General features: G+C 68.9%; 21 protein-coding genes. 7 read left to right on the top strand and 14 right to left on the bottom strand.

Translation table 11 applies throughout. The features are described 5' to 3' along the window. Positions 1 to 104 precede the first annotated feature (104 nt). Positions 105 to 902: an alpha/beta fold hydrolase gene (locus NN2_RS10630; protein WP_030513516.1), complete on the top strand. Its 798-nt coding sequence runs from the start codon at positions 105 to 107 to the stop codon at positions 900 to 902. A gap of 21 nt (positions 903 to 923) precedes the next feature. Here the strand turns inward: NN2_RS10630 and NN2_RS10625 are convergent, their stop codons facing one another. Further along, the gene (locus NN2_RS10625) at positions 924 to 2,093 is read right to left on the bottom strand and encodes a GuaB3 family IMP dehydrogenase-related protein (RefSeq protein WP_063012661.1); all 1,170 of its coding nucleotides are present in this window, start codon (positions 2,091 to 2,093) and stop codon (positions 924 to 926) included. Between the two features lie 333 nt (positions 2,094 to 2,426). Next, the gene (guaB, locus tag NN2_RS10620; RefSeq protein WP_227463190.1) at positions 2,427 to 3,971 is read right to left on the bottom strand and encodes an IMP dehydrogenase; all 1,545 of its coding nucleotides are present in this window, start codon (positions 3,969 to 3,971) and stop codon (positions 2,427 to 2,429) included. Positions 3,972 to 4,237: 266 nt separating this feature from the next. On the opposite strand from guaB, the gene NN2_RS10615 reads away from it, so the two are divergent. Beyond that, positions 4,238 to 4,651: a DUF5319 domain-containing protein gene (locus tag NN2_RS10615; RefSeq protein ID WP_025347353.1), complete on the top strand. Its 414-nt coding sequence runs from the start codon at positions 4,238 to 4,240 to the stop codon at positions 4,649 to 4,651. Between the two features lie 158 nt (positions 4,652 to 4,809). Here NN2_RS10615 and NN2_RS10610 read toward each other — a convergent pair whose 3' ends face one another. The 3 genes from NN2_RS10610 to NN2_RS10600 all read right to left on the bottom strand — a co-directional run bounded on the left by NN2_RS10610 (position 4,810) and on the right by NN2_RS10600 (position 7,589). Then, the gene (locus NN2_RS10610) at positions 4,810 to 6,009 is read right to left on the bottom strand and encodes an anti-sigma-D factor RsdA (protein ID WP_082856888.1); all 1,200 of its coding nucleotides are present in this window, start codon (positions 6,007 to 6,009) and stop codon (positions 4,810 to 4,812) included. Then, positions 6,002 to 6,559: a sigma-70 family RNA polymerase sigma factor gene (locus NN2_RS10605; protein WP_063012657.1), complete on the bottom strand. Its 558-nt coding sequence runs from the start codon at positions 6,557 to 6,559 to the stop codon at positions 6,002 to 6,004. Before NN2_RS10605 ends, NN2_RS10610 begins: the two co-directional genes overlap by 8 nt. 136 nt (positions 6,560 to 6,695) lie before the next feature. Then, positions 6,696 to 7,589: a hypothetical protein gene (locus NN2_RS10600; RefSeq protein WP_227463191.1), complete on the bottom strand. Its 894-nt coding sequence runs from the start codon at positions 7,587 to 7,589 to the stop codon at positions 6,696 to 6,698. Between the two features lie 646 nt (positions 7,590 to 8,235). Here NN2_RS10600 and NN2_RS10595 point away from each other — a divergent pair. The 3 genes from NN2_RS10595 to NN2_RS10585 all read left to right on the top strand — a co-directional run bounded on the left by NN2_RS10595 (position 8,236) and on the right by NN2_RS10585 (position 9,836). Then, entirely contained in the window at positions 8,236 to 8,529 is a 294-nt protein-coding gene (locus NN2_RS10595; protein WP_030513510.1) for a WhiB family transcriptional regulator, read from the top strand. A 421-nt stretch (positions 8,530 to 8,950) separates the two neighbouring features. Continuing rightward, the gene (locus tag NN2_RS10590; RefSeq protein ID WP_063012702.1) at positions 8,951 to 9,526 is read left to right on the top strand and encodes a sigma-70 family RNA polymerase sigma factor; all 576 of its coding nucleotides are present in this window, start codon (positions 8,951 to 8,953) and stop codon (positions 9,524 to 9,526) included. Between the two features lies 1 nt (position 9,527). Beyond that, a complete protein-coding gene (locus NN2_RS10585) occupies positions 9,528 to 9,836 on the top strand; it encodes an RskA family anti-sigma factor (RefSeq protein WP_227463192.1) in 309 nt (102 codons plus the stop codon). A 358-nt stretch (positions 9,837 to 10,194) separates the two neighbouring features. Here NN2_RS10585 and groL read toward each other — a convergent pair whose 3' ends face one another. Together groL and groES are read right to left on the bottom strand one after the other, a co-directional pair. Beyond that, entirely contained in the window at positions 10,195 to 11,802 is a 1,608-nt protein-coding gene (gene groL / locus NN2_RS10580; RefSeq protein ID WP_063012652.1) for a chaperonin GroEL, read from the bottom strand. A 183-nt stretch (positions 11,803 to 11,985) separates the two neighbouring features. Further along, entirely contained in the window at positions 11,986 to 12,288 is a 303-nt protein-coding gene (gene groES / locus NN2_RS10575; RefSeq protein WP_030513506.1) for a co-chaperone GroES, read from the bottom strand. 689 nt (positions 12,289 to 12,977) lie between these two features. On the opposite strand from groES, the gene NN2_RS10570 reads away from it, so the two are divergent. Beyond that, positions 12,978 to 14,561, top strand: coding sequence for a DUF7159 family protein (locus NN2_RS10570; protein ID WP_082856891.1), 1,584 nt, complete (start codon positions 12,978 to 12,980; stop codon positions 14,559 to 14,561). A gap of 27 nt (positions 14,562 to 14,588) precedes the next feature. Here NN2_RS10570 and tsaD read toward each other — a convergent pair whose 3' ends face one another. The 6 genes from tsaD to alr all read right to left on the bottom strand — a co-directional run bounded on the left by tsaD (position 14,589) and on the right by alr (position 19,859). Then, positions 14,589 to 15,623, bottom strand: coding sequence for a tRNA (adenosine(37)-N6)-threonylcarbamoyltransferase complex transferase subunit TsaD (gene tsaD / locus NN2_RS10565; protein ID WP_030513504.1), 1,035 nt, complete (start codon positions 15,621 to 15,623; stop codon positions 14,589 to 14,591). Further along, positions 15,620 to 16,153, bottom strand: a complete 534-nt coding sequence (gene rimI / locus NN2_RS10560; RefSeq protein WP_063012650.1) for a ribosomal protein S18-alanine N-acetyltransferase — start codon at positions 16,151 to 16,153, stop codon at positions 15,620 to 15,622. Before rimI ends, tsaD begins: the two co-directional genes overlap by 4 nt. Further along, a complete protein-coding gene (gene tsaB, locus NN2_RS10555; RefSeq protein WP_063012648.1) occupies positions 16,150 to 16,839 on the bottom strand; it encodes a tRNA (adenosine(37)-N6)-threonylcarbamoyltransferase complex dimerization subunit type 1 TsaB in 690 nt (229 codons plus the stop codon). Before tsaB ends, rimI begins: the two co-directional genes overlap by 4 nt. A 269-nt stretch (positions 16,840 to 17,108) precedes the next feature. After that, positions 17,109 to 17,594, bottom strand: a complete 486-nt coding sequence (gene tsaE, locus NN2_RS10550; RefSeq protein WP_063012646.1) for a tRNA (adenosine(37)-N6)-threonylcarbamoyltransferase complex ATPase subunit type 1 TsaE — start codon at positions 17,592 to 17,594, stop codon at positions 17,109 to 17,111. After that, on the bottom strand, positions 17,587 to 18,717 hold the full coding sequence (locus tag NN2_RS10545; protein ID WP_063012644.1) for an alpha/beta fold hydrolase: 1,131 nt from the start codon (positions 18,715 to 18,717) through the stop codon (positions 17,587 to 17,589). Before NN2_RS10545 ends, tsaE begins: the two co-directional genes overlap by 8 nt. After that, positions 18,717 to 19,859 carry an alanine racemase gene (alr, locus tag NN2_RS10540; RefSeq protein WP_227463193.1) on the bottom strand — a complete coding sequence of 381 codons (1,143 nt, stop codon included), beginning with the start codon at positions 19,857 to 19,859 and terminating at the stop codon, positions 18,717 to 18,719. The genes NN2_RS10545 and alr overlap by 1 nt, the downstream gene beginning before the upstream one ends. Positions 19,860 to 20,020: 161 nt before the next feature. Between alr and NN2_RS10535 the strand changes: the two genes are divergently transcribed. Continuing rightward, a complete protein-coding gene (locus NN2_RS10535) occupies positions 20,021 to 20,839 on the top strand; it encodes an SDR family oxidoreductase (protein ID WP_063012640.1) in 819 nt (272 codons plus the stop codon). A 90-nt stretch (positions 20,840 to 20,929) separates the two neighbouring features. On the opposite strand, the gene NN2_RS10530 is transcribed toward NN2_RS10535, so the two are convergent. Then, a complete protein-coding gene (locus NN2_RS10530; protein ID WP_063012700.1) occupies positions 20,930 to 22,414 on the bottom strand; it encodes an NAD(P)H-hydrate dehydratase in 1,485 nt (494 codons plus the stop codon). Positions 22,415 to 22,449: the final 35 nt, after the last annotated feature.

Raw genomic sequence — 22,449 nt, 5'->3', positions numbered from 1 at the left:
GCTTGCGAAACGGCCTATCCGCCAGCACATATCCATGCCCGCCTTCCTCCGCGGCGATCACGAAGGCGGAGCAGCGGCACTCGGCGACGGCTATCCTCGTGCTCGTGCCATTCGCCCGTGCGATCGATGCCGAAATCCATTACGAGGATTCCGGTGGCCGTGGCCCGGTGGTACTGCTGGGGCACGAATTCTTCATGGATCGAACGATGTTCGCATCGCAGGCGGCCGCATTGGCACCGGAGTTCCGCATCGTCACCTGGGATGCGCGCGGACACGGCCGCACCCGCGACGAGGGGCTGCCCTTCACCTATTGGACGGCGGCCCGCGACGCGCTGACCGTGCTGGATCAGCTCGGCGTCGAACGCGCGGTGGTCGGCGGCACCTCACAGGGCGGGTTCAGCGCCATGCGCACCGCCCTGCTCGCTCCCGAACGGGTGGAGGCGCTGATCTTGATCTCGACCGAGGCGCACAGCCCGACCCCGCAGGAACTCGTGACCTCGCGCCGCTTCCTGGACCACTGGCGGGAGCCGAATATCCGGCACGCCCTCGCCGAGCACATGGCGCACTGGCTGATCGGAGACGACGCCTGGTACCGGGCGGTGTGGACCAAGCGGTGGCTGGCGCGCGATCCGCACGAGCTCGAGGCCGCGGCCGGATGTCTGCTGGCCCGCGACTCGATCCTGGATCGGCTGTGCGAAATCACCTGTCCCGCATTGGTCATCCACCCGACGCGGGCCGGCATCCCGCGCGCGCACGCGCTGGAGATGGCACGGCGACTGGTCGGATCGCGATTCTGCGAAATCGAGGGCGCCCGTCAGGCGGTCAACATGACCCACCCCGAGCAGGTCAACGCCGCGATTCGCGACTTCCTGCGCGGGGAGGTGCTGACCCGGCTCAACTGAGCCGGGCCGCGGCGTGCGATCTCAGGCCCGCACGCTGAGACCGACCCGCTGGAATTCCTTCAGATCGCAGTATCCGGCCTTGGCCATCGAACGACGCAGGCCGCCAACGAGATTCACCGAGCCCCACGGATCGCTGGACGGTCCGTACAGCACCTTCTCCAGCGCCGGCTGCTCGTCCGGCTCGGCGAACTGCAGCAGCGCGCCGCGCGGGACCGACGGATGCGCGGCCGCCGAGGGCCAGTACCAGCCGTGGCCGGGCGCCTCCTGGGCCAGCGCGAGCGGCACACCCAGCATCGCCGCGTCGGCACCACAGGCGATGGCCTTGGCCAGCTGGCCGGAGGAGACGATGTCGCCGTCCGCGATCACGTGGACGTAGCGCCCGCCGGTCTCGTCGAGGTAGTCGCGGCGGGCCGCGGCGGCATCGGCGATCGCGGTCGCCATCGGGACGCCGATACCGAGCACCTCACCGGTGGTGGTGGCGCCGGGCATCGAGCCGTAACCGACGATCACGCCGGCGGCGCCGGTGCGCATCAGATGCAGGGCGGTGCGGTGATCGCTGACGCCACCGGCCACGACCGGCACGTCCAGTTCGGCGATGAAGGTCTTGAGGTTCAGCGGTTCCACCGACGAGCCGGCATCTTCGACGGGCACCGCGCTCGCGCCGCCGACGTGTTCGGCGGAGATGATGGTGCCGTGGACGACCAGCAGGTCGATCCCGGCCTGCACCAGACTCGGGGTCAGGGCGCGCGCGTTCTGGGGGCTCACCCGCACCGCGACCGTCACTCCGGCGGCGCGCACCTGCGCGACCGCGGCGGCCAGCAGGTCGGGCTGCATCGGCGCGGCGTGCAGTTCCTGCAGCAGTTCGACCGCGGCCTCGGGACCCTTGTGCTCGGCCACCTCGACCAACTGCTCGATGCGTGCGCTCACATCGGCGTGCCGGGCCCACAGTCCCTCGCCGTTGATGACGCCCAGTCCGCCGAGGCGGCCCAATTCGATCGCGAATTCCGGCGACACCAGCGCATCGGTCGGATGCGCGACCACGGGGATGTCGAATCGGTAGGCATCCAGCTGCCATGCCAGCGACACCTGCTTCGACGACCGGGTGCGCCGCGAGGGGACGATGTCGACATCGTCCAGCTCATAGGTACGCCGGGCGGTCCGACCCATCCCGATCTCGACCATGTCCCGCACTGATGTCTCTCCTTAGTGTGTTCTGCCACGCCGGTGTGTGCGACGAACTCGCGCGCCGGCGCCACGACGTCGCGGCGATCTCACGCCGACGCGCGTCCATCCTCCCAGCTCCCGGCGTACGCCATACGCCGGGGGCGGTCCGTGTCGGACCGTGAGCATCGGGACGGGCCGGGCGCGGTCACACATCGACACGACCGACCGGTATCCCGGGACCGCGTTGGGCCGACGCGTCGCGATGACATGCCTTGTCCCGGAAGCATTTCCGTCACCCGCGACACAGCGGCGAGCCAACCGTGTCGCCGTGGCGAGGACTCGTCGCCCTCGCCCCGGCTCCTACTTGCCGCGGCCGGTGTAGTTCGGTGCCTCGACCGTCATGGTGATGTCGTGCGGGTGGCTCTCCTTGAGACCCGCCGCGGTGATCTGCACGAACTGCGCCTGCTGCAGGTCGGCGATCGACTGGGAACCGGTGTAGCCCATGGCCGCCCGCAGACCGCCCACCAACTGGTGGATGACCTGATTCACCGGACCGCGGAAGGGCACCCGCCCCTCGATGCCCTCGGGCACCAGCTTGTCCTCGGCCAGCACGTCGTCCTGGAAGTAGCGGTCCTTGGAGTAGGACTTGCCCTGCCCGCGTCCCTGCATGGCGCCCAGCGAACCCATGCCGCGGTAGCTCTTGAACTGCTTGCCGCCCACCAGGATCAGTTCGCCCGGGGATTCGGCGGTACCGGCGAGCAGCGAGCCGAGCATGACCGTCGACGCACCGGCGGCGATGGCCTTGGCCACGTCACCGGAGAACTGGATACCGCCGTCGGCGATCACCGGCACGTCGGCCGCGCGGCACGCGGCCACGGCCTCGAGAATCGCGGTGATCTGCGGGGCGCCGACGCCGGCGACCACGCGAGTGGTGCAGATCGAGCCGGGACCGACACCCACCTTGACCGCGTCGGCTCCGGCCTCGACCAGCGCCGCCGCACCCTCGCGGGTGGCGATATTGCCGCCGACAACCTGGATCCGGTCGCCGACCTCGTTCTTGACCTTGGCGACCATCTGCAGCACCTGGGCCTGATGGCCGTGCGCGGTATCGACGATCAGCACGTCGACCCCGGCATCTGCCAGGCTCATCGCGCGCGACCAGGAGTCCTCGCCGACACCCACCGCGGCGCCGACCAGCAGGCGGCCGTCGCGATCCTTGGTCGCGTTCGGGTACTGGTCGGTCTTGACGAAGTCCTTGACGGTGATCAGCCCGCGCAGGCGGCCGTTGCCGTCGACGATCGGCAGCTTCTCGATCTTGTGCCGGCGCAGCAGACCCAGCGCGGCCTCGGCGGTGACGCCCTCCTGGGCGGTGATCAGCGGCGCCTTGGTCATCACGTCGGCGACCCGGCGGTTCTGGTCGACCTCGAAACGCATGTCCCGGTTGGTGATGATGCCGACCAGCGCACCGGTCTCGTCCACCACGGGCAGACCCGAGATCCGGAACCGCGCGCACATCGCGTCGACCTCGGCGAGGGTGTCGGTCGGGCGGCAGGTGACCGGATCGGTGACCATTCCGGCCTCGGACCGCTTCACTGTCTCCACCTGCGCGGCCTGATCGGCGGCCGACAGATTGCGGTGCAAGACGCCCATACCTCCGGCGCGGGCCATGGCGATCGCCATCCGCGCCTCGGTGACGGTATCCATCGCCGAACTCACCAGCGGGGTGCGCAGCGTGATCTCGCGCGTCAACCGGCTGGAGGTCTCGACCGAGCTGGGGATCAGATCGGAAGCGGCCGGCAGCAACAGCACGTCGTCGAACGTGAGGCCGAGCATGGCGATCTTGTTCGGATCGTCACCACCCGTATGCGGGCGGACGGCTCGTTCGCCCATCACGGGACTACTCATCTGATCGACCCCTCCTGGACCTCGAAAGCACCGATACGGCACTTCGGCCCGGCATTCCGGGACCTCGGTACCGATCGAGAACAGCTGATGGATGGTGGAGCCGAAGCGTGCGACCCGGCGCCTGTGTATCCATGGTATCGGCCGCCTGTGGGGGCGACCTCGTCGCCTCCGACACAGTGGTGGACGAGGGTGACAGCCGCGCAACAAGCGCGTCAAAATGCCTTCAGCGCTGGCGCGGAGGGGGTGGTTCTGCGTACCGTGGGATTGTGCGTGACCATCTACCACCTGGCCTGCCGCCGGACCCCTTCGCCGGAGATCCCTCCGACCCGTCGGCCGCGCTCGATGCCATTGAGCCTGGGGAGCCGCTGGACCCCCATGAGCGCCTAGCGGTCGAAGAGGATCTCGCCGATCTCGCGGTGTACGAGGCGCTGCTGTCCCACCGGGGCATCCGCGGTCTCGTGGTGAGCTGTGAGGATTGCCGGCAGGACCACTACCACGATTGGGACATGCTGCGCGCCAACCTGCTGCAACTGCTGGTCGACGGCACGGTCCGCCCGCACGAGCCCGCATACGATCCGACGCCGGAGGCCTACGTGACGTGGGACTACTGCCGCGGATATGCGGATGCCTCGATGAACGAAGCCCTGCACGGCGACGGATTCGACGGTTTCGACGCCTGACCCCTCAGCCGCGTAGCGCTCGGCTCGGCACAGCCGCGCGCGCTTTCGGCGTGTGAATTTCCACACTTCCGCCGCGACGTACCGCGCGCACTTCCCCCTGAAAAACACGAATCCGACCGCCGGGATCGGCGATCGGTTCTCGTATTGAATATGTGGTTCTAGTTGATGCCGGGGTGCAATCCCCCACCGGCCGGTGGCACGACCACCGTCGGCACCGAGGGCACCGACGGATGGACCGGGGCCACCGTCTGCTGCGGCTGCGTCGGCGGGACCACCGCCCCTCCGCCGATGGTGGTCGGCGGATTGGCGGTGGGCTGGTTCGTCGGCGGCTGTTCGTGTGTGGGTGGCTGTTCGTTGGTCGGCGGCTGCTGCTGAGTCGGCGGCTGGTTCGTCGGCGGCTCGGCAGTCGTCGGCGGTTGCTGCTGCTGGTTCGTCGGCGGCTTGGAACCACTTCCCGGCTCGGTGCCCGGCGTTCCCGGTCCGGAACCGCTCGCACCGGTTTCGGGCGCGGTCTGGCTGCGCATGATCTCCGGGCCCGGGGTGCTCGGCTTGGAGCCGGTGCTCTCGTGCTGCCCTGGATTGGCAGACTGTCCCGGCGTCGTCGGCGCGACCACTGTCGGGGTGGCCGGCGTCGTATTCGCCTTCGGCTCCAGCGACTCCAGCGCGGCGGCCACCTCGGGTGCGGTGGTCTTCAGCTGATCCAGCATGTGCTGCCAGCGCACCTGCAGATCCTGCTTGCGCGAGTTGTCGTCGACCTGAGTCGTGTTGGTGGAAGCGCTCTCCAACAGTGCCTTGGCCTGTTCGGGGTGTCCCTGGTCGATCAGCGCCTGCGCCTTGGTCATATCGTCGTCGGCGCGCTGGGCGATCGTGGTCTGCGCCTGCTGGCTGAACACGACCTCCTTCACCCGCCACAACGGATCACCCGGCTGCGCGCCGTAGGAGAAGGCCGTCGTCCCGCCGGCGATCACCGCGACCGCGGCCGCGGCGCCCATCAGCGGACGTACCAATCGCAATCTGCCGCGGCGATGGGCGTTGACCCTCGCCTCCCGCGCTCCGATCTCCTGGTTGACGGCCGCTACCACGGCGTCCAGATCGGGACCGGCCGGCATCGGAGTGTCGACGATATCGGCTCGCCAATTCGCGAGCAGGCTCGCGAGTTGATACTCCTCGGCACTGTCGGTCGCTACGGGACCGTCGCCTGCGATGGCGTCGATCAGCGCATCGTCGCGTCGGACCGCTGCGATATCCACCGGCCCGGCGTCACCGGACTCCCCGGATGCCTCGGCATAGGGACCGCTGTTCGGCGATCCAAGCCGCGCCTTCCAGTCGCCCCGACCGCGCTCGCCATCCCTAGCCATACATTTCACCTGCCCTCGCCACTTGTGACTTGAGTTTCGCGAGCGCCCGATGCTGAGCCACTCGTATAGCTCCCGCCGTACTGCCCACGGCGACAGCAGTTTCTTCTGCTGACAAACCCATGACCAAACGCAGGATCAGGATCTCTCGATGCTTCTCCGGTAGCGTGGCCAGCAGACTGTTCATCTGCCGGCTCGTTTCGGATTCGAGAGCGCGCTGCTCCGGCCCCTGGTCGGTGGATATGACATCTGGTACTTCGGCCATCGCGTCCGCCTTGTTACGGGCGGCGTTGCGATGTGCGTCGGCGACCTTGTGCGAGGCGATTCCGTACACGAAAGCCATGAACGGCCGCCCCTGGTCCTGGTAACGCGGCAGGGCGGTCATCACAGCCAAGCAGACCTCCTGCGCCACGTCGTCCGCGGAGAGCTGCCCACGCTCCGCGGAACCGATCCGCGCACGGCAATAACGAACTACCAGCGGGCGGATGATTTCCAGTACCTGGGCTAAAGCCGAACGGTCGCCCTGAGCTGCAGCAGCTACGGCGGCGTCCAACGCCCGAGTGCGTCATCGTCAGAGATATTCCTGGCGTTACAAGTGGCACGGCCGGATTTCGACCGGTGCTTCCACCGGTCGGTGGAACGAAACCAACAATAGCGGCTCAGCTATGTGAGTCGGACAACATGGGGGATCACTGCTCCCCGATTTCCGTCCCGATCCGCAGCCGACCGCCCCGACCAGCCAGAATGCTCGCGAACACAGCGGCTTCGGCTGCCGCGCGGCGGGCCTCGGCCGGCTCGCACACCCCCGACCGCAACATCGCGGCGGCCCAGCGCAGCGGCAGCAATCCATGTGCGGCGCAGAGAGAATCGACCAGCTCGGCACCGGCGCGACTGCGATCGATGTCACCCTCGGCCGCCGCCGCGGCGGCCAGCAGTAGCCGCGACTTCACTTGATGCCGAACCGATCCCATCCGCTCGGCCGCGGCGACAGCCGCCTCGGCGTGCGTCGACGCCGGCTCGGCGACCAGTCCCAGACCGGGTGCGGCGAGGGCGGTTTCGGCGCTGACCCAGTGCCAGCGCACCAGTGTCCGCAGGTCCGTGGGCGCGCGATCCAGTTCGCCGCGACAGCGCCGCAGCAACCGCGCGGACACCTGCGGCTGCCCGGTACCGAGTGCGTCCGCGGCCAATCCGGTCAGCGCGTCGCAGACCGCCGCAGCGCGCATCGGATCGGCGGCACCCACCACCGGCAGGTTCGCGACCAGCGCCGCTGCCCGTCCGTCCAGGATCGCGGCGCGCGCGTGCCAGCCGAGTTGACGGAGCAGCGACGCCTCGGTGGAGGCCACGAGCGAGCGGAATACCGGATCCCTGGTCAACCGGGCGGCCCGGAGCAATTCGGCGCGCGCGGCCGCATACCACCCCCGACCACCGAGGACGATTGCCCGCAACCGGGTTCCGGCGGGATCGGCGGCGACGGGCAGATCCGCGAGCGCGATGCCGGGGCGGCCGCCGAACGCCGCGTCGGCCAGTACGGCGGCGGGCCCGGGGTCCAGCAACCCGCGCACTCCCGGGGACAAATCCAACACCAGCGCACCTTATCCGGAGGCGGCCCGCGCTCCGCACCGCATACGGGCTATTTTTCAGCGAAAAGCGGAGGCGCCGTGTTTCCATCAGGTAAATCTGCAACGAGCTAACCGCCGGCGCACCGAAGCAGAATTCGCACGCTTTTCGGATTATTAACCTGCGCGCCCCGACGCGGCCATCCGGACTTCTTCCGCGCGCACGAGGCCAGTGTGCCACATCACATATCACACTCCCCAGCGTTGGCAAGTACGACAGATCTTTTCTTCTGCTAAACACCCTGTGAACTGGGAAAACGCGGGAATCTACGGACACGTCGCAATACTCGCGAAACAAGTCAACCGGTCAGTATCGCTTTCCCGGTCCGGAAAGTAAACAGTGCGTAGGTTAAATCTGAGATCTGCCGGAATTGCGATCACTGTCGACGTATCTATTGACGTGATTTCACTGCGCGACCTAACGTACTTCATCGCCGTCGTCGGCGCCGCGCGAAATTGCGGCGACCGCGTACTGCGATCGCCGGAGATCGGCGATACGGTCCGAGCCCGATCTCGGCGAGGTCACTGTCGCCCCCGCCCAGGGTCCGGACAGACCGCTGCTGACAAGCACCGCTCGACAACGCCGACGAGCTCGCACCATGAGGAGTTCACCATGCCCATGCCCACCCACCTCCCCGGTCCCAACGCCGACATCTGGGATTGGCAGATGCGCGGCTCGTGCCGCGGTGTGGACTCCTCCGTCTTCTTCCATCCCGACGGCGAGCGCGGCCGCGCGCGCACCCAGCGGGAGTTGCGCGCCAAGGAGATCTGCCGGACCTGCCCGGTGCTCATGCAGTGCCGCAGCCACGCCCTGAAGGTCAGTGAGCCGTACGGCATCTGGGGCGGCATGTCGGAGACCGAACGCGAGCTCCACGCCCGGCGCAACCGCCGCCGGATGGCCGTCTGACCGGCGCTCGCGAAATTCGGTCGCACCCGACCGATCCGAACCAGCTGGGGCGCCGAATACCTAGCAAACACCCGGCCACTGAACGTGGCCGGCGACACCGGTACAGGCGCAGGTTCTCGGCCACCGCCGATTCGCCTGCCGCATGTTGACCAACGGCCGCACCCAAGCCCCAGCGTTTCGCGAAAGTCATCGGCGTGTCACGGCGTGTCTCCGCACACTCCTCGGCGTGTCGTCTTACGCGCGAAATCCGCTGGGCCACAGGTGCGTTGCCCGACGCACCCCACCTGAAAGGAGGTCATAGCGACGCGCTACGGTAGTGACCGATGACACAGAATGGAGCGTTGTGACAACGCGGCCGCCGGCCGCAGAGGACGACTCGTTCCAAGGATCCATCGGGGACGGTCGGGTGGCCACACCGAGTGTGGACTCTGCGATCACGGCACGCGCAAGCGAAAGTATCGAGCTGGCGGCACTTCTGGTGCGCTGCGGCCGGTCCGATCAGCAAGCATTCGCCGAGCTGTACGACCGCACGTGCGCCCGGGTATTCGGACTGGTGCTGCGTGTCCTCCACGATTCCGGTTACGCGGAGGAGACGACCCAGGAGGTCTACCTCCAGATCTGGCGCACCGCAGCCAATTTCGACCCGGCCAAGGGTTCGGCGGTGACCTGGCTGATGACGCTCGCGCATCGGCGCGCCGTCGACCGCGTCCGAGCCGAACAGGCGCACGCCCAGCGTGAGGTCACCTACGGCACCGCGACCCTCGGCCACGAATTCGACGAGGTCACCGAGGAAGTCGGCCGCCGACTCGAACAGCAGGCCGTACGCGAGAGCCTCGCCACCCTCACCGAAACCCAGCGCGAGGCCATCTCGCTGGCGTATTTCGGCGGCCGGACGTATGCCGAGGTGGCTGCCTACCTCGGAGTAGGGTTACCGACCGTCAAGTCCCGGATTCGGGACGGATTGACACGACTGAAAAAGAGTTTGGGAGTGACGTGAGATGAACGAGAGCCAGATCGATCTCGCGCATACGGTCGCGCTCGGATCGATCGGCGACGAGGACCAGCGCGCGGTGCAGGAGCTGTTCGACTCCGGCGACCCCGTACTGCGCGCGGACTTCGACACGGAAGTGCAACTGACCAGAGAAGCTCTTACCCTGTTCGCCTCGGCGTCGGCCGTCCAGCCACCCGCCACCCTCCGCACCCGGCTCCTGGCCGCGATCGCCGACGATCACGCCCCCGCCGCACGACACATTCGTCCCCCCGCGCACCGCAACGGTGAGGAAGCCGGTCCCACCTCTCTCAACTGAGCTCCGGCCTCAACCGAGCCTCGAGGTAGGCGCAAACGCTCCAGCGAGTATCCGCTCGCAGCCCCCTCACGAAAACGGCAACGGCCCGTTCACGTTTCGAACGTGAACGGGCCGTTGCGGTCACAAGGCTCCCGTCACCGAGACTCAGGCCCGACCCGATCTCACCGGGTTGCGGCCCGACCCGATCTCACCGGGTTGCGGCCCGACCCAACCCCAACGGGTTGCGGCCCGGCTCGTCGATCGGTGCCCGTTGCGTACGCGACGAAGGAGCAAGCACCGGGTGCCGATCGACGAGCTCTAGGGGGCCACCGCGGCGGAGCCGCGAATTCGACACAGCCCCGCCGCCCGCTTCGATAACTCAGTGCGCGTGGCCGTGGTGGTTGTCGGCCTCGTCCTCGGCCGGCTTGTCGACCACGGCGCTCTCGGTGGTGAGCACCATGCGCGCCACGGAGGTGGCGTTGAGGACCGCGGAGCGGGTGACCTTGACCGGGTCGACGACGCCGTCGGTGATCAGGTCGCCGTAGGTCAGGGTGGCGGCGTTGAAGCCGTCCTTGCCCTCGCTGACCTTGCTGACCACGACCGCGCCGTCGATACCGGCGTTGGTGGCGATCCAGTACAGCGGCGCCCGCAGCGCCTGCCGCACGACCTCGACGCCGATGGCCTGGTCACCGGTCAGCGAGTCGCGCAGTTCGATCAGCTTGGTCGCCGCTTGCACCAGCGCGGTACCGCCACCGGCGACGATGCCCTCCTCGACCGCGGCCTTGGCCGCGCTGACCGCGTCCTCGACCCGGTACTTGCGCTCCTTGAGCGCGGTTTCGGTGGCCGCACCGACCTTGATGACCGCGACGCCGCCGGACAGCTTGGCCAGCCGCTCCTCCAGCTTCTCGCGGTCCCAGTCGGAGTCGGTGGCCTCGATCTCGCCGCGCAGCTGCGCGACGCGGGCGTCGATGGCCTCCTGGGTGCCGGCGCCGTCGACGATGGTGGTCTCGTCCTTGGTGACGACCACGCGGCGGGCGTGGCCGAGCAGGTCCAGACCGGCCTCGCGCAGGCTGATGCCCAGGTCGGGGTTGATCACGGTGCCACCGGTGACGACGGCCAGGTCGTCGAGGAACGCCTTGCGCCGGTCACCGAAGAACGGCGCCTTGACCGCGACGACCTTGAGGGTCTTGCGGATGGCGTTGACGACCAGGGTGGACAGCGCCTCGCCCTCGATGTCCTCGGCGATGATCAGCACCGGCTTGCCGGATTCGGCGATCTTTTCGAGCAGCGGCAGGAAGTCGGGCAGCGAGCTGATCTTCTCCCGGTGCAGCAGCACCTGGACGTCCTCGAGGACGGCTTCCTGCTTGTCGGGGTCGGTGACGAAGTAGCCCGACAGGTAGCCCTTGTCGAACTGCACGCCCTCGGTGATCTCCAGGTCGGTGCTGACCGTGGAGGATTCCTCGACGGTGACGACGCCGTCCTTGCCGACGGTGGTCAGGGCCTTGCCGACCATTTCGCCGATTTCCTCGTCGCGTGAGGAGACGGTGGCGACCTGGGCGATGGCCTTCTCGCCGGAGACCGGCTTCGCGGCGGCCAGCAGCGCCTCCGACACGACGTCGGCGGCCTTGCTCATGCCGGCGCCGAGGCCGATCGGGTTGGCGCCGGCGGCGAGGTTCTTGAGGCCGCCCTTGATGAGGGCCTGGGCCAGCACGGTGGCGGTGGTGGTGCCGTCGCCGGCGACGTCGTTGGTCTTGGTGGCGACGCTCTTGACCAGCTGCGCGCCGAGGTTCTCGAACGGATCCTCGAGGTCGATGTCGCGCGCGATGGTGACGCCGTCGTTGGTGACGGTGGGGCCGCCGAACGCCTTGGCCAGCACCACGTGCCGGCCGCGCGGGCCGAGGGTGACCTTGACGGCGTCGGCCAGCTTGTCGACGCCGCGTTCCATTGCCCGACGAGCCTTCTCGTCGAACTCGATCTGCTTTGCCATGGTTGAGATGTCCTTGGGGTGGGAGTGGTGGACGGGCCTGCGACGACCCGCGGCCTGGAGCAGCGACCTGGACGATCCCGGCCACAACGATCACTGCCCCGGCGCCCATGCGTGGGACACCGGGGCAGTGATCGTTACGGTGCGATCCGGATCGCGACGGCCGCGTGGGTCATCGGTCGGTCATCACTTGTCGACGACGGCCAGCAGGTCGCGCGCCGACAGGATCAGGTACTCCTCGCCGTTGTACTTGATCTCGGTGCCGCCGTACTTGCTGTAGATGACGACGTCGCCTTCCTTGACATCCAGCGGAATGCGCTTCTCGCCGTCCTCGTCCCACCGGCCGGGTCCTACGGCGACGACGGTGCCCTCCTGGGGCTTCTCCTTCGCCGTGTCGGGGATGACCAGGCCGGAGGCGGTCGTCGTCTCGGCCTCGTTGGCCTGGACGAGGATCTTGTCCTCGAGCGGCTTGATGTTCACGCTCGCCACGTTGAGCCCTCCACTTTCAGGGGATTCGGTCGTCCGGGGCTGTTCCCCGGACTCACGGTTTGGTCACGGTGTTGCTGCGGCGTTCGTGGAGCCTTACCACTACCGCCGTGCCGACCCTGCGCACAGCCCCGTCGTCGCGGGTGCCGGGACCCTTGCCCAAAGTCGAGCTGGCACCTGAGCACAACCAGTGCCGACTAGCACTCTATACACGAGAGTGCCAGCGCTCAAGGGTGGGCAGTGCTGACATCGCGACACGCCCGAGGGCGTGGCAATTGCTCCGAAAAATCTGTAACGTTCGGATAACGGATTGTGACAGTATGTAAGACGGTTCCGTGATCGGTCATGCCGTACGACAGTTGTGTCGTTACGGCGCGTCCATCGGCCGTAACCGTCACGCGATCCGTTGAGTACCACTGCTTCACCCATTCGCGCGACAACCTCGCGCACACCTGAGACGAGAACAAGACCGCACGTGATCGACGGCCGGTCCCGACCCTGAAAACGGATCGCACCTGATGGGACCGAAAGCCTGACGGAATGGCGCCTCACCGGACCGCCCCCGACGGAGGAAGACCCGCCCCGATCCGCGCGCGGAGTATTCGCCGCACAGCGGATGCCCGTGATGTCCGTTCGAGATGGTCGGTTCCACCAAGGCCGTCCGCTCGACCAGCTCGAGAAGGGAGGTGAACATGCGAACATCCCTCGGTATCTCCGCCGGGAACGAGGTCGTCTGCTCGGCCGTCGTCACCACCACGCCCAACGGCGCCCAGAGCTTCGACTACCGCGTCGTGTCGGCGGATGTGGCACATTCCGATCCGGGTGATCTGGTCGCCTCGTCGATCGAGCTGATGACCACGCAGATGCCCCGCGACTACCTGCACCGGGTCGGCACGCACACGCCCGGCGCCTCGGCGCCCCAGACGCAGCCCGTCCCGGCCGGGGCCATCGCGGTCGCCTACCGCGATCGTGAGCAGGCGATGGCGATTCGCGCCGCGATCGGCAAGCAGCGCCGGGATGTGCAGCTCATCCCCGAAAGTACTGCGGCACTCACCTATTTGCGCGAGACCGGCCTCCTCGACCGCTACGAGACGGTGGCCGTGATCGACCTCGGCGCCTCCGGTACGACGGTCACCGTGGCCGATCTGGCCGACGACACCGTGCTGCGTTCGGAGCGCACCGAGACGATCAGTGGCGCCGCGGTGGACGAGCTGATCTATCACCATCTGCTGGACTGCCATTTCGCCCGCAGGGGCACCCGGCCCAACCGGACCATGCTGATCAACCGCAGCCGGGCCGCCAAGGAGCATCTGTCCATCGCCCCGGCGGTGACCATCGATCACGTCGCCGGGCAGCCGCTGAAGCTGACCCGCGCCGATTTCGGTGAACTGATCGCCGATCTGCTGCACGAAGCGGCCGACTACGCCCGCGCGGTCTTCGCACGAGCGCCGAAATCCCCGGAGGCAGTGGCGATCATCGGCGGCGGCGCCAATATCGCCTCGCTGGTCGAGGGACTCGACGCACTGCTCGACATTCCGGTGGTCTCGGTTCCGGAGCCGGAGGCGGTGACCGCGAAAGGCGCGGCGCTGGTGGCCGATTCGGCCCAGCCCTCGACCTTCTCCCCGATCGCGCTCGGTAGCGACGGATCGGCCGGAACCTTCACCAAACTGATCGGCACCCTCGTCGGTGCGGTCGTGGTGGTCGGTCTCGTGGTCGGCTACGGCGTCAAGGAACTCGTGCCGACGGCCCACCAGGATGTGACCCCGGCGGGGACGACCGGTACTCAGCTGACCACGTCGCCCACGTCGTCCCCGATGCCCACGGGTACATCGACGGACGGCACCGGGCAGAGCCGGACCGAGCGTCCGCCGACGAGCTCCACCCAGCCCGGCAGTTCGGCACCCGGCACATCGCCGGGCAGCTCGGTGCCGACCACCCATGCCGATCAGGTGCCGCCGATCACGCCGACGACCAGTGCGCCGGTCCTGCGGCCGGATCCGAATCTGCCGCAGATCCCGTTGCCCAACCTGCCGCATCTGCTCGGCCCGCTGCTGGGAACCACCACGCCGCAACCGGTTACGCCCGAGACGACCACACCGGACAGTCCTACTCCGGGGGCCGCGCCGACCAAGCCGGGCAGTACCCGAATTCCGGTACCGCCGCACTCGAGTTCCGGGTCTGCGGAGACGGACCCGGCCCAATCCGCCGAGCCGGGTGAATACACTCCCTCCGGGCAGCCGACAGCGCCCAGCACGACCGTGCAGCCCCAGAACTGAGCCGGCGGAATCCTTTTCGGGACGGCCTCAGCGAATCTGGCTGGTGGACACCGAAAGACCCGGATCGGTCGCGACCGTCAACGGAGACGGTTCGGCGCCGCCCGCGATCACGTGGGCACCCAGGGTGGCGATCATGACGCCGTTGTCGGTACACAAGCGCGGCTTCGGCACCCGCAGGGTCAGACCGGCGGCCGCGCACCGCTCTTCGGCCATCGACCGGATCCGGGAGTTGGCGGTCGCGCCGCCACCGAGCACGAGCGTGTCCACACCGACATCCTGCGCCGCGCGCACGGCCTTCATGGTCAGCACATCGGCCACCGCCTCCTGGAACGAGGCCGCGATATCGGGGATCGGCAGTTCGGTCCCGTTGCGCTGGGCCGCCTCGACGTAACGGGCGACGGCGGTCTTGAGACCGGAGAAGGAGAAGTCGTAGCGCGGATCACGCGGCCCGGTCATCCCGCGCGGGAATGCGATCGCGGCCGGATCACCGTGGACCGCAGCGGCATCGAGCGCCGGACCGCCCGGGAAGCCGAGGTCCAACAGCCGCGCCACCTTGTCGAACGCCTCGCCGGCGGCATCGTCGACGGTGCTGCCGAGTTCGACGATCGGCTCGGCCAGATCGGTCACGTGCAGCAGATGGGTGTGCCCGCCGGAGACCAGCAGGGCCACGCACGGCGGCATCGGTCCGTGTTCGAGAGTGTCGACGGCGACGTGCCCGCCGAGATGGTTCAACGCGTACAGGGGAATATCCCAGGCCGCCGCATAGGCTTTCGCGGCCGCCACGCCCACCAGCAGCGCACCGGCCAGGCCCGGTCCGATGGTGACCGCCAGCGCATCCGGCTTGGCGATGCCGGCCGTCGACAGCGCACGCCGCATGGCGGGCACGATGGCCTCGAGATGAGCACGCGAGGCGATCTCGGGAACCACGCCACCGAACCGCGCGTGCTGGTCGACGCTGGAGGCGACCTCGTCGGCGAGTAGCTCGCAGGTGCCGTCCGGATGGCGGCGCACGATGCCGACACCGGTTTCGTCACAGGAACTTTCGACACCCAGGACGATCATGACAGGACCTCGGAGTCGTGGGCGCGCTCGACGCCCGGGTGCGGGAATCCGGTCATCGCCGGGCGGCGCATGGTGAACGCGTCGGCGCCGCTGGGCTGGTAGTAGCTCTTGCGCAGGCCGATGATGTGGAAGCCGTGCTTCTCGTAGAGCGCGATGGCCGGGGCATTGTCGGTGCGCACCTCGAGGAAGACGGGCCCACCGCGCCGGCCGGCCTCGGCCAGCAACGCGCGCAACAGGGCGGTCCCGATGCCGCCGCGGTGCACATCCGGATCGACACCGATGGTGTGAATCTCGGCCTCGGGATGGTCGGGCGTGCCCAGCAGCGCGATGCCCGCGTACCCGAGCATGCGCCCCGCGTCGTCACGCGCCACCAGATAGCGATTGTGCGAACCGGCCAGCTCCGAGCGGAAGGCCACGTCCTGCCAGGGATCGTCCTCCGGGAACAGCAGCAGTTCCAATTCCACGCAGCGCGCGATATCGGCCGGGCCCATCGGTTCGATATGGACCACCGGCGAGGATTCGGTACTCATCGCACCGCCTGATAGCTGCGTTCGACCGCATCGGGACGGCGCAGATACAGCGGGACCAGCGGCTGCGGCGTCGCGCGCGCGAGGATGTCGTGGGCGGCACACCGCACCAGCCCCGCCGCCGACGGGGTCTCCACCGGCAGCACCGGAAGATCGAAAAAGTCCACGTGCGAGGGTGATCCGGCGATCGCGGTCGCGTCCCCGGAATCCAGATCGACCGGTTTGCACACACCGGGACCGTCGACGCGGCCGCCGCGGCGATACCGCGCCCAGTACACCTCGCGGCGGCGGGCGTCGGTCACCACGAGCAGTTCGGCGCCCGAGATCTCGTCCTGACCGGCCGGCACCTCGGGCCATGCCTCCGCGGCGATGGCGTCGAGACTGCAGACGCCGTGCACCGGCAGGCCCAGGGCGTCACCGAAGGCGGCGGCGGTCGCCATTCCCACCCGCAGGCCGGTGAACGGGCCGGGGCCGATACCCACCACGACCGCCCCGATATCGGTGCGCGTGCGGTCGGCCTCCTCGAGGCAGGCCAGAATCTGCGGGGTGAGCACCTCGTTGTGGGCGCGCGCGTCCACGGTCACCCGGGAGGCGAGAGTGCGGACCTGCGGCTGTGTGGCGGCCTGCTCCAGTTCCACCAGTCCTGCTGTAACGGCAGGCGTCGCGGTGTCGACAGCAAGTACAAGCATGATTGCCTCAACGATACCGGTTGGTCACCTCCTGTATGCCATCAGCGCCGTCGGCGTATTCGCATGTCGCAACCGCGGGGCAAACCGCTGCCGGCCGGATGTGCGCACGTCGTGACGAGGCGACCGCGTGGCGCTCGTCAACGACCAAGTGCCGCAACAACTGCCGGGGTGCCGGTGCGGAGGTCCGCGATCGGGGCCCGGCGGCCGGGCCGGATTCCGCGCTGCCGCGTATTCGCCCGCGGCGCATCGGTGGCGAGCATCACAACCGATCAGTACTGCCCGACCCACTCCCAGGTGGCGGTGCGGGTCTCCGATTCCGCTTCCCGATGCAACCGCACCCGCAGATGACGGTCCGCGAGATGTTCGACGACACCGAGGCCCCACTCGACGACCACCACCGCTTCGTGCAGATCGGCATCGAGATCCAGGGCGTCGAGCTCGTCGAGGTCACCGCCCAGCCGGTAGGCGTCGACATGCACCAGCGGTATCGATCCCGGCGCCGCGCCCGCGCGATGCTGCCGCGCGATGATGAAGGTCGGTGAGCTGACCCGTCCCTCGACCCCGAGCCCGGCCGCGATCCCCCGGGTAAGCGCGGTCTTCCCCGCGCCCAGCGGGCCGTCGAGCACCACCAGATCGCCGGGCCGCAGCTCGGCGGCCAGCTCCCGGCCCAGCGCCTCGGTATCGGCGACCGTGGGCAGTTCGCGGCTCTCGGCCTCGCCCTGTGCTTCCGGGGCTTGCTCGCGATGCTCAGCCATTGCTCGCCTCCCGCCCCGCGCCGTAGTCGACGGACGCGCCGCCGAATACGCCCGTGCGCAACAGCAATCGATCCAGCGCGGCATTGATCAGCTCGGGATATTGCAGATGCACCATATGCGCGGCGTCGGTGACCCGGATCAGATCGGCGTCCGGCAGCCGGGCGGCGAGTTCCCGCGAATTGCGGAACGGGATGATCAGGTCGTGGTCGCCGCCGACGACCAGCGCCGGCTGCGGCGCGAGCACCGGTAGCGCCGCCGATTCGTCGTGCACCTGCAGGGCTTCGAGAAATTTCACGATGGTCTCGACCGGTGTGCGATCGATCATCGAGGTGGTGAATCGCGACAGCGTGGGACTGACGTCGCCGTGGAACGAACTGACGTGCAGGACCGGGGTGATCAGCTGACGGGCCGTGACCCGTCCCGCCTGCACCAGCGCCGGGGAGGTGTGGGCGAGCACCCGGAACCCGTCGATCGCCGGACTGCGCAACAGCTGTGCCGCACCGGCGCGGGTCACCCCGGCCGCGGTGGTGGACAGCAGTGCGGAGGCCAGCACGCGGCGCTCGAACAATTGCGGATTCCGCGCGGCCGCCGCGAGAATCGCCATCCCACCCATGGAATGCCCCACCAGCACCAGCGGGCCGTCGGGCGCACAATCCTCGATCACCCGCAGCAGGTCGCGTCCCAGCTGTGGAACCGTGCAATTCGCAGTGCTCGACGTGCCGGAACTGCCGTGCCCGCGCAGATCGAAGAACACCATGCGGACCTGCGCGCCCCACTGCCTCGCGAGATCACGGCGCTGAAAGTGGAACGAGTGCATGCTGTTACAGAATCCGTGCACGAAAACGACGGTGGCAGCCGGGTTCTCGGCGCCGACGACGCGCGCGGCCAGCGGTACGCCGTCGTCGGCCACCACCCGGCGCGCGGGATCGCGGTCCAGCAAGGTGAAATCCTCGTCGCGCAGGTCGTCCCTGCGAGCCGGCCAGGCGACGGCGGCGCCCATTCGCCGCAGGGCCTGCGCACCGGCCAGCGCGCCCAGCACACTCGCCGACGCCACCCCGCCACGCAGCAGTGTGGACCGTAACCGGCGCGCGCTCCGAAACTGATGTGCCCGTTCGGGTTCCATCACACCACCCCTGCCTGTCCGGTATAGCCTCGCACGACACGGCCGCGGGGGGAACACACGATCTCGTAGTGGATGGTGTTCATCAGTTCCGCCCACCGCTGGGCGTGCGGATCACCCGGGGCCCCGCCGAACAGCACCGCGCGATCCCCCTCCTGCACTCCCTGCCGGTTCTCGCCCAGATCCACGACCAGCTGATCCATGCACACCCGGCCGATGTTCGGATACTCCGCATCCCCGATCCGCAGCGCGATCCGACCGCCCAGGCCGCGCGGCACGCCGTCGGCGTAACCGGCCGGAATCAGTGCCACCGTGGTGTCGTGCGGCGCGATCCACTCGTGCCCGTAGGACACGCCCTCGCCCTGCGCCACCCGTTTGACCAAGGCGACCCGGGCCCGGAAGGTCATGGCCGGGCGCAGGCCGAAGTCGGAGATCTCCGGAATCGGACTCAGGCCGTAGACGGCGATACCGGGCCGCACCATGTCGAACGCCAGATCGGGCCGGGTGAGCGTGGCCGCGGAGTTGGCCAGGTGCACCACCTCGGGCTGCAGCCCGTAGTCCTTGGCGAGAGCGATGGCCTCGACGAATCTGTCCCGCTGCGCGTCGATGACCGGATGCTGCGGCTGATCGGCGTGGGCAAGGTGGGAGAACATCGCCCGCAGATGCACCACGCGCTCGGCGACCAGCTCCTGCAGCAGGGTCAGCACGTGCGGATACTCCGTGGAGGAGACACCGTTGCGGTTCAGGCCGGTATCGAGCTTCAGCGTGACGGTCGCGGTGGTTCCGCTCGCCCGCGCCGCGCGCTCCACCGCCCGCAGGTGGGCGGTCGAGGAGACTCCGATCTCGATATCGGCGGCGATCGCGGCGGCGTAATCCGCGTCGGAGGTGTTGAGCCAGCTGAGGATGGGCGCGGTGATACCGGCCGCGCGCAACTCCAGCGCCTCGGGAATGGTGGTCACGCCGAGTTCGGCCGCGCCCGCGGCCAGTGCCGCCCGGCCGACCTGCACCGCTCCGTGGTTGTAGGCGTCGGCCTTCACCACCACCATCACCGCGGCATCGCCCGCGTGTTCGCGCAGTATCCGCACGTTGTGTGCGATGGCATCCAGATCGACGACGGTCTCCACCTGCGGATCAGCGCTACTCACGGCTACCGATCCTGCCACGCGGCGCGTCGCGCCCACCCGGCGCGCCCGGGTGATATCGGATCGAGCCGAAATCAACCCTTGCTTGGAGTGCACTCCAGCTCATTAGCGTGGTTCACGCGGGCACACGGCGCCCGCCACCACCCATCGACCAGAGGGGTTTCATGAGCAAGGTTTGGTTCATCACCGGCGTCTCGCGCGGATTCGGCCGCGAATGGGCTCTGGCGGCCCTCGAGCGCGGCGACCGGGTCGCCGGAACCGCGCGCAAGCTGGAGACACTCGACGACATCGTCGCCGCCTACCCCGACACCTTCCTGCCGCTGCAACTCGACGTCACCGACCGCGCGGGCGACTTCGCGGCGGTTGCGGAGGCCGCCGAGCGGTTCGGCCGCCTGGACGTCGTGGTCAACAACGCCGGGTACGGGCACTTCGGCATGATCGAGGAACTGACCGAAGAGGAGATCCGCGCTCAGCTCGAGACCAACGTCTTCGGGGCGCTGTGGGTCACCCAGGCGGCGCTGCCGGTTCTGCGCGAGCAGGGCAGCGGCCACATCATCCAGGTGTCGAGCATCGGCGGGATCAGCGCCTTCCCGAATCTGGGCGCCTATCACGCGTCGAAGTGGGCGCTCGAGGGGTTCTCGCAGTCGCTGGCGCAGGAGGTCGACGGTTTCGGCATCCACGTCACATTGATCGAGCCGGGCGGGTTCAGCACCGATTGGGCCGGCCCGTCGTCGGTGCACAGCACGGAAAACCCCGCCTACGACGAGGTGCGGGCCGCGCGCACTCGGACCCGTTCGGCCCAGCAGCCCGGCGAGCCGACGGCTACGCGGGCGGCGATCCTGGCCGTGGTCGACGCCGACAAGCCGCCCTTGCGGCTGTTCCTGGGGACCGCACCGCTGCAGATCGCGACCGCCGACTACGAGTCGCGACTGTCGACCTGGCGCGAATGGGAGTCGGTCACGCTGGCCGCCCAGGGCGACTGACCGGGCACGTACCGGGAGGACGGGCTGCCGGCGCTTCGGTCCCGGCACCCGGCCGTCCACCGTGGTTCCGCCGCGGCGAAGATGGCGCGGTCAGAACGAATCGGCCGGCAGTCCGTCCGCGGCATCGACGAGACTACGCAGGGTCCGCACCGCGGCTCGTAGGTGATGCAGCAGCGGAGTAGACGAAATAGGCGCTGCCGCATCACTGTCGGCATGGGCGGCGAGATTCGCGGCGAGGGCGTGGACACGCGCGGCGGCCGCCGCCGCCCACCCCGGGACCCGTCCCGCCGCCAGCAGTGCGCCGATGACGCCGGACAGTACGTCCCCGGCGCCCGCGGTGGCCGCCCAGGAACCACCCGCCTCGTTGACCAGCGTCGGCTCGCCGGGGGTGGCGACCAGCGTGGACCGCCCCTTCAGCAGGACCGTGACCTGCCACTTCTCGGCGAGTTCACGCACCGCCGCCACCCGGTCGGGGCCGAGTTCATGGCCGGTCAGACGCGCGAATTCGCCTGCGTGCGGTGTCAATACGGTCGGTGCGCCGCGACCGGTGACCAGCTCCGGCGTGGCGGCCAGCAGGGTCAACCCGTCGGCGTCGACCACCACGGGCAGATCGGTGGCCAGGACCTCCGACAGACGCTCGCGCGCGGCGTCGTCGGTACCCGCCCCCGGCCCGAACACCCAGGACTGCACCCGCCCGGTTCCGGAAATACTCTCGGCCGCAATGACTTCCGGGAATTGCGCGAGAACCTGTGCGGCTGCGGTTCCGGCGTAGCGGACCATGCCGGAGGTGGCGGCCACCGCGGCGCCGGTGCACAACACCGCGGCACCGGGATAGGTGTCGCTGCCGGCGTGGATGCCGGTGACACCCTGCGTGTATTTGTCGTCGCGCGGTCCGGGCACCGGCCAGTCGCGACCGATCGACACCGGCTCCAACGCGGCCAGCTGCGGCTCGGGCAGGCGTAAACCGATGGGAACCAGCTGAATTCGCCCACACCACGGCGCGGCCAGCGCGTGCACCGGTTTGTAGGAACCGAAGGTGACCGTCACCGCGGCCCGTACCGCCGGGCCGTCCACTGCACCGGTATTCGGATCGACACCGCTCGGCAGGTCGACGGCGACGATCGGTGCCTCGATCGCCGCTACCAACTCGGCGGCCCGGGGTCGCAGCGCACCCCGGCCGGAGATTCCGATGATGCCGTCGACCACCAGGTCCGGCGTGCCGAGCAGTTCGGCGGCCGATCCCGCCCCGGCCTCACGAATCCGCCCGCCCGCCCGGCGCAGCGCGGCGAGTCCTTCCGCATGCGCTCGCTCGGGCGACAACAGCACGGCCGTCACCGCCGCCCCGCGCCGGCGCAGCGCCGCGCCCGCCCAGAGCGCATCGCCGCCGTTGTCCCCCGATCCGACGAGCAGTGTCACGGACCGCCCGGCGACGCCGCCGGTCCGTTCCCGCAGTTCGGCCGCAACCACATTCGCCAATCCGTACGCGGCACGGCGCATCGGCACCCCCGCGGCGACCCGCTCGAACAGTTCGGCTTCGGCAGCTCGCACCTCGTCGACGGTGAAATATCCCCGCAGGGCCGGTGCCATCATTCGCCTCCTCGTAGGGATCG

The organism is Nocardia nova NBRC 15556 (assembly GCF_001613005.1).
GTDB lineage: Bacteria > Actinomycetota > Actinomycetes > Mycobacteriales > Mycobacteriaceae > Nocardia > Nocardia nova.
The sequence above is the reverse complement of the archived record's forward strand: the minus strand, read 5'-3'. Positions and strand labels throughout refer to the sequence as shown.